This is a genomic window from Streptomyces sp. NPDC058008 (assembly GCF_042886395.1).
GTDB lineage: Bacteria > Actinomycetota > Actinomycetes > Streptomycetales > Streptomycetaceae > Streptomyces.
Map to the genome: position 1 here is coordinate 45,271 of NZ_JBHVQX010000046.1, position 11,352 is coordinate 56,622.

At 72.4% G+C, this 11,352-nt stretch carries 11 protein-coding genes; 6 read left to right on the forward strand and 5 right to left on the reverse strand.

Annotated elements, in window-relative coordinates; genetic code table 11:
• Positions 1 to 9: 9 nt before the first annotated feature.
• Positions 10 to 600, reverse strand: coding sequence for a 2'-5' RNA ligase family protein (locus tag ACFVS9_RS32070; RefSeq protein ID WP_383115633.1), 591 nt, complete (start codon positions 598 to 600; stop codon positions 10 to 12).
• A 90-nt stretch (positions 601 to 690) separates the two neighbouring features.
• Positions 691 to 1,704, reverse strand: a complete 1,014-nt coding sequence (gene trpS / locus ACFVS9_RS32075; RefSeq protein WP_383115634.1) for a tryptophan--tRNA ligase — start codon at positions 1,702 to 1,704, stop codon at positions 691 to 693.
• Positions 1,705 to 1,758: 54 nt separating this feature from the next.
• On the opposite strand from trpS, the gene ACFVS9_RS32080 reads away from it, so the two are divergent.
• The 4 genes from ACFVS9_RS32080 to rocD all read left to right on the forward strand — a co-directional run bounded on the left by ACFVS9_RS32080 (position 1,759) and on the right by rocD (position 5,917).
• On the forward strand, positions 1,759 to 2,481 hold the full coding sequence (locus ACFVS9_RS32080; protein WP_389938149.1) for an RNA polymerase sigma factor: 723 nt from the start codon (positions 1,759 to 1,761) through the stop codon (positions 2,479 to 2,481).
• On the forward strand, positions 2,456 to 3,385 hold the full coding sequence (locus ACFVS9_RS32085) for a hypothetical protein (protein WP_389938152.1): 930 nt from the start codon (positions 2,456 to 2,458) through the stop codon (positions 3,383 to 3,385). The genes ACFVS9_RS32080 and ACFVS9_RS32085 overlap by 26 nt, the downstream gene beginning before the upstream one ends.
• Before the next feature lie 504 nt (positions 3,386 to 3,889).
• Positions 3,890 to 4,531 carry a hypothetical protein gene (locus ACFVS9_RS32090; protein WP_383115637.1) on the forward strand — a complete coding sequence of 214 codons (642 nt, stop codon included), beginning with the start codon at positions 3,890 to 3,892 and terminating at the stop codon, positions 4,529 to 4,531.
• A 183-nt stretch (positions 4,532 to 4,714) separates the two neighbouring features.
• Entirely contained in the window at positions 4,715 to 5,917 is a 1,203-nt protein-coding gene (rocD, locus tag ACFVS9_RS32095) for an ornithine--oxo-acid transaminase (protein WP_389938156.1), read from the forward strand.
• Between the two features lie 33 nt (positions 5,918 to 5,950).
• Here the strand turns inward: rocD and ACFVS9_RS32100 are convergent, their stop codons facing one another.
• The 3 genes from ACFVS9_RS32100 to ACFVS9_RS32110 form a co-directional block, all read right to left on the reverse strand.
• Positions 5,951 to 7,138 (reverse strand): glutathionylspermidine synthase family protein, encoded by a 1,188-nt coding sequence (locus tag ACFVS9_RS32100; protein WP_389938159.1) that lies wholly within the window; start codon positions 7,136 to 7,138, stop codon positions 5,951 to 5,953.
• A 6-nt stretch (positions 7,139 to 7,144) separates the two neighbouring features.
• Positions 7,145 to 7,420 (reverse strand): hypothetical protein, encoded by a 276-nt coding sequence (locus tag ACFVS9_RS32105; protein WP_383115640.1) that lies wholly within the window; start codon positions 7,418 to 7,420, stop codon positions 7,145 to 7,147.
• A 179-nt stretch (positions 7,421 to 7,599) separates the two neighbouring features.
• Positions 7,600 to 9,201: a PLP-dependent aminotransferase family protein gene (locus ACFVS9_RS32110; RefSeq protein ID WP_389938162.1), complete on the reverse strand. Its 1,602-nt coding sequence runs from the start codon at positions 9,199 to 9,201 to the stop codon at positions 7,600 to 7,602.
• A gap of 47 nt (positions 9,202 to 9,248) precedes the next feature.
• Here ACFVS9_RS32110 and ACFVS9_RS32115 point away from each other — a divergent pair, with 47 nt between their 5' ends.
• Together ACFVS9_RS32115 and ACFVS9_RS32120 are read left to right on the forward strand one after the other, a co-directional pair.
• Positions 9,249 to 9,761 (forward strand): carboxymuconolactone decarboxylase family protein, encoded by a 513-nt coding sequence (locus ACFVS9_RS32115; RefSeq protein WP_383115642.1) that lies wholly within the window; start codon positions 9,249 to 9,251, stop codon positions 9,759 to 9,761.
• Positions 9,762 to 10,538: 777 nt separating this feature from the next.
• Positions 10,539 to 11,276: an isocitrate lyase/phosphoenolpyruvate mutase family protein gene (locus ACFVS9_RS32120; protein ID WP_389938165.1), complete on the forward strand. Its 738-nt coding sequence runs from the start codon at positions 10,539 to 10,541 to the stop codon at positions 11,274 to 11,276.
• Positions 11,277 to 11,352 lie beyond the last annotated feature (76 nt).

Genomic DNA, 11,352 nt, shown 5'->3' on the forward strand with positions numbered 1-11,352 from the left:
GTGCCGTGCTCAGGGGTGCAGGGACGGCTGGTCCATGGAGCTGCCGCCCTGGGCCGGTACGGCGGGCGCGCTCCCGCCGCCGCCGAAGGGGAACTCGTTGATCTTGCGCCAGACGCCGTCCGCGCCCTGTTCGTACAGCGCGAAGGAACCGCAGGTCCAGGCCGCCTCGTACGAGGACAGTTCCTCGTACGCGCGGTCCATCGCCTCCTCCGCGATGCCGTGCGCCACGGTCACGTGCGGGTGGTACGGGAACTGCAGCTCGCGCACCAGGGGGCCGGAGGCCTCGCGGACCCGCTTCTGGAGCCAGGAGCAGGCCGAGGCGCCCTCGACGACCTGGACGTAGACGACCGGGGAGAGCGGGCGGAAGGTGCCCGTGCCGGACAGGCGCACGGGGAAGGGGCGGCCGGCCGTGGCGATCTGTGAGAGATGGGTCTCGATCGCCGGCAGGTCGGCCGCCTCGGCCTCGGTCGGCGGAAGAAGGGTGACGTGGGTGGGGATGCCGTACGCGGCAGGGTCCCCGAAGCTCGCGCGCCGCTCCTGGAGCAGGCTGCCGTAAGGCTCCGGGACCGCGATCGAAACGCCAAGCGTTACGGTCCCCACATCGTTCTCCTCAATCTTCGCAGGCCGCACTTCGGTCGTGCCGACGTCAGTGTGGCCCCTTCGGCCGTGGTCTCGCCAGGGTCCTTGGACTCAGTGCTTGGCGGGCAGAAGGCCCATCCGGTCATAGGTCTGCGCCAGCGTCTCGGCGGCGACCGTCCTGGCCTTCTCGGCTCCCTTGGCCAGGAGGGCGTCCAGGGTCTCCGGGTCGTCCAGGTACTCCTGGGTCCGGGTCCGGAACGGGGTGACGAACTCCACCATGACCTCGGCGAGGTCCGTCTTGAGCGCGCCGTAGCCCTTGCCCTCGTACTTCTGTTCGAGGTCGGTGACGGCGGTGCCGGTGAGGGTGGAGTAGATGCTCAGCAGGTTGCTGACGCCGGGCTTCTTCTCCGTGTCGTAGCGGATCACGGTGTCCGTGTCGGTCACCGCGCTCCTGACCTTCTTGGCGGTGACCTTCGGGTCGTCGAGGAGGTTGATCAGGCCCTTCGGCGTGGACGCCGACTTGCTCATCTTGATCGCCGGATCCTGGAGGTCGAAGATCTTCGCCGTCTCCTTGAGGATGTACGGCGCCGGGACGGTGAACGTCCGGCCGAAGCGGCCGTTGAACCGCTCCGCGAGGTCCCGGGTGAGCTCGATGTGCTGGCGCTGGTCCTCGCCGACCGGGACCTGGTTGGCCTGGTACAGCAGGATGTCGGCGACCTGGAGGACCGGGTAGGTGAACAGGCCCACGGTCGCCCGGTCGGCGCCCTGCTTGGCCGACTTGTCCTTGAACTGCGTCATGCGGGACGCCTCGCCGAAGCCGGTGAGGCAGTTCATGATCCAGCCGAGCTGGGCGTGTTCGGGGACGTGGCTCTGGACGAAGAGCGTGCACCGCTCGGGATCGAGCCCGGCCGCCAGCAACTGGGCCGCCGCGAGGCGGGTGTTGGCGCGGAGTTCCTTCGGGTCCTGCGGCACGGTGATCGCGTGCAGGTCCACCACCATGTAGAAGGCGTCGTGGGACTCCTGCAGCGCCACCCACTGGCGGACCGCACCGAGATAGTTGCCGAGGTGGAACGAGCCTGCGGTGGGCTGGATTCCGGAAAGCACGCGGGGTCGATCAGAGGCCATGAACTCATTGTCTCAGGTGTGGAACCGATCTCCGGCAACCGGTGTAGGAAAGATGTGAGGACGCGGGACGGGGCTCCGCAGCCGGGCCTGGAGGAGGGCCGCACCATCGACGTCGGGGGTGGGAGCGGCGGTGTCGGGCATGCCGGAGGGCTGTCCACGGGCCGTGACGACAGCGAGGCGGCGGTGATCGCCCGGGTGCGCGCCGGGGAGGCGGAGGCGTACGCACAGCTGGTGCACGCCCACACGGGGGTCGCGCTGAGAGCGGCGGTCGCCTTCGGCGCGGGGGCCGACGCGGAGGACGTGGTGCAGTCCGCCTTCTTCAAGGCGTACCGGTCCCTGGGGCGTTTCCGGGACGGTGCGCCCTTCAGGCCGTGGCTGCTGCGCATCGTGATGAATGAGACGAGAAACACGGTCCGCTCGGCGGGACGGGCGCGAGCGGTGGCGGGCCGGGAGGCCTGCCACCAGGGCGCGGATCCGGTGATACCCGATTCGGCCGACCCGGCGGTGGCGGCGCTCGCGCAGGAGCGCAGGGCGTTGCTGACGGCCGCGCTGGACGAGCTGAGCGAGGAGCAGCGCCGGGTGGTGACGTGCCGCTATCTGCTGGAGATGGGTGAGGCGGAGACGGCGCAGGCGCTCGGCTGGCCTCGGGGGACGGTGAAGTCCCGGCTGAACCGCGCGCTGAAGAAGCTGGAACGGCGGCTCGGCGGGCAGCTGGGCCCGGAGCGGGACGGACGGGAAGGAGGTGAGGGCGGTGCACGGGGCGACGGGCGGCGATGACCTCGGGGGGCCGGGGCGGCCGGAGAACGGGCGGGCACACGGCGGGGAGCGGGATCCCGGGCAGCGGGCGGACGGGGAGCGGGCGAACGGGCAGCGGGAGCGGCTGCGGGCCGAGCTGATGGCGCTCCGCGCGGGTCTGGACGTGCCGGACACGGACGGCGCGACGATGGCCGAGCGGGTCCTGGCGCAGATAGTCGCGGAAGGGGTGCCCGTCCCGGTGCGGGAGCCCGCCGGGCGGCTTGAGCGGGTCCGCGTGTGGTGCCGCGCACGCCTGCGGGCTCTGGCGGCCGTCCTGGCGGGGCTGCTCGTGGTGCTGGTGCTGACGCCCCCGGTGCGGGCGGCCGTCGTCGACTGGTTCGACTTCGGCGGGGTCGCCGTGCGCCGGGCACCCGGTGCGCCGGGCGTCCCACCGGCCGAGGAGGCGCGGGAGCCGGACTGCGGCGTTCCGCTGCCGATGCCCGAAGCGGTCCGGCGGGCGGGGTTCCGGCCGGTGGTGCCGGGCCTGCTCGGGGCGCCGGACAGCGTGGCGGTGGCCGGCCTGCCGGAGGGCCGGTCGATGATCACGCTGTGCTGGAAGGACGACGGGCGGACGATCCGGCTCGACGCGTTCGAAGCCGGCCTCGATCCGTACGTCACCAAGCAGGTGCGCACCAAGCCGGAGTGGGTGGAACTGCACGGCGACGGGCAGGACGGAGACGGGTGGGACGGGCGGGACGGGGCGTGGTTCGCGGAGCCTCATCTCCTGGAGTTCATGCTGACCGGGCAGGACGGCCGCCGGTGGGTCAGGACCGAACGGACCGCCGGCCCGACCCTGTTGTGGATGCGGGACGCCGGGATGACGCTGCGGCTGGAAGGCGTGGACGACGTGCGACGGGCGCGCGCCATAGCGGAGTCCACCCTCTGAGCGGTCGCGGTGCTCCCGGCAGGGCGGCGCCGTGTCCGGCACTCCGAACGGCCGACTCGTCGGGGGCGGGGGCTCGTTCGCCGTGACGGATGCTCGCCGTGGTGGGGGGCCGTTCGCCGTGACGGGGCGGGACCTGAGGGGGCGTGGGCCGCACCACGGCTGCGGTCGGGGGTGGCAGTCGGGGCGGCTTCGGGGGCGGGGCGGGGATGGCGGGGTTTCCTCCGGGCGCGCGGACGGAACCTGACGGCCTCGGCCGGTGTATCCAGGGTGACGCCGTCCGGAAGGGCCGGGCGGGTCGGACAGGGGGACGACATGCGGGAGCGGCCGGGGGGTGGGACGGAGCTGCGGGGGAAGCCGGGGACAGGACGCGGGGGCGGGGTTGTGGCGGGCTTCGGGGGGACGGGGAAGGAAGCACGGTGGGGGCGTCGTCTCGTCGTTCTCGCGGCGGCATCGGCCCTGGCCCTTCTGCCGGCCTCCGAGGCCTCGGCCGGAGGCGCGACGAGTGTGCTGATCACCTCTCCGTCGAGCCGCGAGGCCGTCGCTCTCACCGTCTCCGACCGGAGGTTCGGCGCGCTGGAGAAGCTGCTCGGCCCCGGTGAGGAGGGCGAGCGGGCGCAGCCTTCCGCCCTGGACGGTTCGGTGGGGGCCCGGCAGATCAACGTGACGTGGATGGCACTCGATCTCCAGCCGGCCAGGACCGACCGGGTCTTCCCCGGTGAGGAGGCGGACACCGTCTGGATCCACACCGCCACGGAGGTCCCCGACACCTACCGGGGACGCTGGCACCGGGCCGCCGAACCGGAGGAGTTGGTGGCGCTCCTGGGCGAGCTCGGCCTGATGGGCAGGACGAGTGCGGACGGAGGGAGCCCCGCTCTCTTCCCGGAACCCTGGGACGGCGAGGGCCTGTTCGGGCACGGGGACGGACGGGCGTCGGCTGCGGAGTCCGCGCCCCGGACGGGGTCGGCGTCCGGGGCGGAGATCATGTCGGCGTCCACGCCGGAGGACGCCGGGATGTACGCACGCCTGGACCACTGGTGGTGGGCGATACCCGGCCTCGCGGTGGGCTCGGCGCTCGCCCTCGCGGCCCTTCGGTCAGGGACCGGCCCCGGGAAGCCCGGTCGCCGTCAGAAGTTCGTCGACGGCTGAGCGACAGCGGACCGGGAGGCGGCCGGGCTCCCTCGGCGGCTCCGGGCGGGAGCAGCCGAGAGGCGGAGACGGGAGCGGGGGACGCGGGGCGCGCCGGGCACAGAAGGTTTCCCCGTCCTGTATACGACCGACGATACAAAGTGGGCACAACCCCGCCCACGCCGCACGACGAACGGAGACCCCGTGTCGACCACGGAAACCGCCATCGCCTCCGCCGAGGCGCACAGCGCGCACAACTACCACCCGTTGCCGGTCGTCGTCGCCTCGGCGGACGGCGCCTGGATGACCGATGTCGAGGGGCGTCGTTACCTCGACATGCTGGCCGGGTATTCGGCGCTCAACTTCGGGCACGGCAACAGGCGGCTGATCGACGCCGCCAAGGTCCAGCTCGAACGCGTGACGCTGACCTCGCGCGCCTTCCACCACGACCGCTTCGCGGACTTCTGTACGCAGCTCGCCGAGCTCTGCGGCATGGAGATGGTCCTCCCGATGAACACCGGGGCGGAGGCCGTGGAGACGGCGGTGAAGACGGCCCGGAAGTGGGGTTACCGCGTCAAGGGCGTCCCCGACGGGATGGCGAAGATCATCGTCGCCGCCGACAACTTCCACGGCAGGACCACCACGATCGTCAGCTTCTCCACGGACCAGGAGGCCCGTGCCGACTTCGGCCCGTACACACCGGGGTTCGAGATCGTGCCGTACGGGGATCTCACCGCGCTCGCCGAAGCGATGACGGAGAACACCGTCGCGGTGCTGATGGAACCGATCCAGGGCGAGGCCGGGGTGCTGGTTCCGCCACCGGGCTATCTCGCCGGGGTGCGGGAGATGACCCGTGAGCGGAACGTCCTGTTCATCGCGGACGAGATCCAGTCGGGGCTGGGCCGCACGGGCCGCACCTTCGCCTGTGAGCACGAGGGCGTCGTCCCTGACATGTATGTGCTGGGCAAGGCACTGGGCGGCGGTGTCGTGCCCGTCTCGGCGGTCGTCTCCTCCGCGGCGGTCCTGGGCGTCTACCGGCCGGGCGAGCACGGGTCCACGTTCGGCGGGAATCCGCTGGCCTGCGCGGTCGCTCTGGAGGTGGTCGCGATGCTGCGCACCGGCGAGTTCCAGCAGCGCGCGGCGGAGCTGGGCGACCACCTCCACCACGAGCTGGGGCTGCTGACCGGCGGCTCGGTGCAGGCCGTGCGGGGGCGGGGCCTGTGGGCGGGGGTCGACATCTCCCCTGCGCTCGGTACGGGCCGGGAGATCTCGGAGAAGCTGATGGACCGGGGGGTGCTGGTCAAGGACACCCACGGCTCCACGATCAGGATCGCCCCGCCCCTGGTGATCAGCAAGGAGGACCTGGACTGGGGCCTGGAGCAGCTCCGCGGCGTGCTGGCCGGCTGACGACCCCGGTCCGGCGGGGCGCCGGACGTCGGCTCAGAGGATGACGTGGGGCAGGAAGCGGGCGTACTCGTCCGTGACCAGCCCCGCCGATTCCCGGATGCCGAGCCCCGCGGACTCGTTGTCGACCACCCAGGCGCCGAGCACGGTGCGGTTGCCCGCGAAGTCGGGCAGGGGTGCCAGCTCCTGGTAGCAGCAGGGCTCGTCGCGGAGCACGGGTGCGCTGCCCGGTTCGTGGACGGTGACTCCGGCGCCCTCACGGCCGAGCAGCGGCTTGGCGACGTAGCCCGCTCCGCCGGGCCCCGCCAGTTCGCGGGGGCCGTCGAGGTAGGCGGGGAGGAGGTTGGGGTGCCCCGGATACAGCTCCCAGAGGATGGCCAGCAGGGCCTTGTTGGAGAGGAGCATCTTCCAGGCGGGCTCGATCCAGCAGGTGCTGCCCGTGCCACCGCCGTTGTCGAGGGTGGTCAGCACGTGCGGGCCGAAACGGTCCGTCGTCAGCCATTCCCACGGGTACAGCTTGAAGCAGCTGCGGATGAAGCGGAGCCTCTCGTCGACGAACCGGCCGGTGAGCTGGTCCCAGCCGATCCGTTCGACGGAGAGCGCCTCGGTCTCGATGCCGGCCTGCGCCGCGGTTTCCCGCAGATAGGCCACCGTCATCAGGTCCTCGCCCAGCTCGTCACCGTCGGAGTGGGCGAAGTGCAGGGGACCCGGCGGCAGCAGAGGTGCCTGTCGCTTCCACGCCTCGACGAGCCGCTCGTGGAGGGAGTTCCACTGGTCGGCTCCGGGGAAGCGGTCCTCCATCCAGAACCACTGGGGGCTGGCGGCCTCCACCAGCGAGGTGGGGGTGTCCGCGTTGTACTCCAGCATCCTGGCCGGACCGGTCCCGTCGTACCGCAGGTCGAACCTTCCGTACAGGGACGGGAGTTCGGCTCGGCGTCGCCAGGACTCGGCGATCAGGCGCACCAGCCGGGGGTCGGTGATGCCGAGGGCGGCGAAGCGGTCGTGCTCGACGATGTGTGCGGCGGCGGCCAGACACATCGTGTGGAGTTCCTCCACGACCTCTTCCAGTGCCTCGACCTCGGGCAGGGAGAAGACGTAGTAGGCGCTCTCGTCCCAGTAGGGGCGCAGGGATCCGTCCGGGTAGCGCGTCAGGGGGTAGATCAGCCCCTGCTCCTCGACGGTCTGCTGCCAGCCGGGGCGCGGCTCCGTGGTGCGGCGTTCCATCGGGTGTCAGCCGCCGCTGGAGCTGGAGGAACCGAACCCGCCGCGATCGACGGCCGACTTGTCGAAACTGCCGCCCGAGACACGGTTCTTCTTGCTGTTGCCGCCGTAGTAGTACGAACCGCTGCCGTTGCTGTTCTTGCACTCGTAACTCGGCAGGATCTCCCGGGTCACGCGATCCACGCACCGCTTGTCCGGTTCCGAACCGCACGCGGTGAGCGTCGCCGCGAGTACACCCATGCCGCCGAGCACGACGGTGCCCGACCTCAATGTGCGCCTGTCCATGTTCTGTTCTCCCCCGTCACAACCAAGAGCCGGTTCACGTACCCGTGAACTGCCAGTCAGATTAGATGCATGACTCCGGTGGCCGAAACCCGGCGCCGCTCACTCCTCTCATCCGCCTGCCTGCCCTCGACAACGGAACATCCGGCTCCGCCCGGTGGTCGCAGCGTCCGGCGGTACGTCTACGGGAGTACCCGGCGGAGCGCGTCCAGGGCACCGGCCCAGCCACTCTCCGACGGCGTGCCGTAGCCGATGACCAGCCCGTCGCGGCCTGGTGCCAGGCCGGGTGCTTCGCTCGGCGCCAGGCCCGGCGCCGCGCCCGGTGCCAGGCCAGGTGCCGCGCTCGGTGCCACGCCCGGCTCCGGCGGCTCCGGCTCCGCAACCGGGCCAGGTCCTACGCCCGGCTCCCCGGCCGGTTGTGGGGCAGGCCTCATGCCCGACTCGGGGTCAGGTTGCGTGGCCGGTTGGGTGTCCGGTTCCGCGTCAGGGTGACGGAAGCGTGAGAGCCGTTCCAGGGCGAGCCCTTGCCAGGCGGCCGCCTGGGCGACCGACTGCTCGGTCCCGGGCGGAAGTTCGAGCACGGCGTGCAGCCCTGCGGCGATGCCGCTCACCCGGAGATCCGGGGCCAGTCCGGCGAGCGCGTCGACGAGCTGGTCGCGGCGGCGCCGGTAGCGCAGGCGCATGGCCCGTACGTGCCGGTCGTACGCCCCCGACGCGATGAACTCCGCGAGCGTCAGCTGGTCCGGCGACCCGGACATCCACTCGAAGCCGCCCTTCGCGGCGCAGACCTCCTCCACCAGTCCCTCCGGCAGCACCATCCAGGCCAGCCGCAGCCCGGGGGCCAGGGACTTGCTGGCCGTTCCCATGTAGACGACCCGTTCGGGATCGAGCCCCTGGAGGGCACCCACCGGCTGGCGGTCGTAACGGAATTCGCCGTCGTAGTCGTCCTCCAGGATCAGGCCGCCCGAGGACCGTGCCCAGTCGACGGCCTCGGCCCGGCGGTCGGGGTGCAGCGGGACGCCCGTGGGGAACTGGTGGGCGGGTGTCAGCAGCATCGCGCCCACACCCGGCTCCCCTGCCAGCGACCCGGTCCTGGCCCCCAGGGCGTCCACCGGAAGGCACGGGGTGCGCAGGCCGGCGTCGGCCAGGAGGTTCCGGTGGATGTCCAGCCCGTACGACTCGACGGCGACCTCCTGTACCCGACGGCGCCGCAGTACCTTCCCCATCAGCGTGAGCCCATGGACGAACCCGGAGCAGATCACGATGCGGTGCGGGTCGGCGTACACGCCGCGCGCCCGCGCCAGGTAGTCCGCCAGCACGCTCCGCAGTTCGATGCGGCCCTGCGGATCGTCGTAGCCGAAGGCCGCGTCGGGAGCGGCGGTGAGCGCGCGCCGGGCGGCCTTGAGCCACTCGGCGCGCGGGAAGGACGAGAGGTCGGGCGACCCCGGCATCAGGTTGTGGACGGGCCTGCGGCGCACCCGCCGGGTCCTCGCACCCGTCGTGGCCGGCCCGGGCGCCGCGGCCCGCTGCGCGACCCTGGTTCCCGAACCCTGGCGGGCGGTGAGCCAGCCCTCGGCCACGAGCTCGGCGTACGCGTCGGCGACGGTGTTGCGGGCGATGCCGAGGTCCGCGGCGAGCGTCCGGGAGGAGGGCAGCCTGGTTCCGGGGGTCAGCCGTCCGGTGCGCACGGCGTCCCTCAGCGCGTTCATCAGACCGCTGCGCAGGCCCGTGCCGACCGGTTCGATGTGCAGGTCGGCGCCGAAAGCGGCCCAGGAATCTGTCATGGAAATGGACCATACCGGTGCGCCATCCGGCCATTAGCGTCGTACCCATGACCACGCACACGCATCACGAAGGACCCACCGGCAACGCTCCGGAGCACCCTGCCCGGCTCCCGTGGACCCAGCTCGCCCCCGATGTCTACAAGGCCATGGTCCGGCTGGACGCGGCGTCCCGTAAGGGACTCGACCCGACGTTGCTGGAATTGGTGAAGATCCGCGCGTCGCAGCTCAACCACTGCGCCTTCTGCCTGGACATGCACTCGAAGGACGCCCTCGCGGCGGGCGAGTCCGTCGAGCGGATCATCCAGCTCAGCGCCTGGGAGGAGTCTCAGCACTTCTACACGCCCAAGGAGCTGGCGGCGATCCGGCTGACGGAGGCGGTGACGGTCCTGACCGACGGTTTCGTACCGGACGACGTCTACGCGGACGCCGCCGAGCTCTTCGAGGAGGCCGAGCTCGCCCAGCTGATCGCCGCGATCACGGTGATCAACGCCTGGAACCGGTTCGGAGTGACCGCCCGCCTGACCCCGGGCCACTACACGCCCGGCGACGTCAAGCACTGAGCCGTCGCCGCGCGGGCGGAACAGGAAGCACCGCCCGGTCCGGACCGGGCGGCGGGACCGAACTGTCCCCGCCCCGTCTGCTCTCCTTGCCCTGTTCGGACCGGGCGGGAACCCTTATCCCCGCGCCGGGCAGGAATCCCGGTCCCGGCCGGACCGGGCGGAGGCCACCGTCCCGACCGGACCAAGCAGGAACCACCACTCCCTGCGAACCGAGCAGGAATCACGGTGCCGACCGGACCGCGCAGAGATCACTGTCCCGACCAGACCGCGCAGGAACGACCACTCCCTGCGAACCGAGCAGGAACCCGCAACCCCGGCCGGACCGCGCAGAGATCACCGTCCCCTCCGGACCGGGCAGGAACCGGCAACCCCGGCCGGATCCAGTCGGAATCCGCAGCGGCCTCGTAGCGCCCCGAACGCCCCCGCCGGGGACGGTCCCTGGGCGGCGCGCATCGGATGCCGGGCGTCGGTGCGCTGCCCGCTGAGCACCGGGCGCAGAAGCCGAGCACCCGGCGCTTCCGTCAAGGCCGTCGAGTACCGCCGGGCTCCCTCGGCGCCGAAGCACCGCGCCCCGGGCGCCCGCCGGGCAGCTCACCCCACGCTCCGCACTCCTCGTACTCCCCCGCTGCCCCCACACCGCCCCCACCAGCTTTCGCGCAGCCGCAGGCGCAGCCGCAGACCCAGCCAGCCCCGTTGCCCCAGACCCGTACGCTCCCCGGCCCCGCTCCTCCACGCCACCGCACCCGCCCCGTTCCCTCTCACCCGCCCGGAGCTCCGATGAACGAGAACGCGTCCGTCTTCCGTGCCCTGCACCACGGCCGGCCGCCAGGTGATCCGCTGGTCCTTCCCGGCCCGTGGGACGCCGCGAGTGCCCGTGTGTTCGAGGAAGCGGGCTTCCCGGCCCTGGCCACGCCCAGCGCCGGTGTCGCCGCCTCCCTGGGGTACGCCGACGGCCGGACGCCCGCCGCCGAGATGTTCGCGGCTGTGTCCCGGATCGCCCGAGCGGTGTCCGTTCCCGTGTCGGCGGACGTGGAGGCCGGGTACGGCCTCGCCCCGGACGAACTCGTCGAGCGACTCCTGGAGGCGGGAGCGGTCGGCTGCAATCTGGAGGACTCCGTCGGCGGGGTGCTCGTGGACCCGCGACGGCAGGCCGACCGGCTCGCGGAGGTGCGCGCCGCGGCGGGCGGGCTGCTCTTCGTCAACGCCCGTGTGGACACGTACATCCACGGGGCCCCGGACATCGTGGACGTGGTCACGGAGACGGTCACCCGGGCCCGGCTCTACGCCGAGGCCGGCGCGGACTGCGTCTATCCGATCATGGCCCCGGCGGAGGACCTTCCCCGTCTGGCCGCCGGAGTCCCGGTGCCGCTGAACGCCCTGTCCGCGCCCGACGGCCCGGCCGTCACCCGCAGGCTCGGCGAGCTGGGCGCGACGAGGATCACCTTCGGCCCGCAGCTGCAACGCGGGGCGGCCGCCGCGGTGGGCGGCCTCGCGGACCGGCTGCTCGGCCGCTGAGCGCGCGGAGCCTTCCGGACGACGCAGGAGGGCGCCCCCCGCCGCGGTGGGGCCGGGGGGGCCCGCCGGGGGGGGC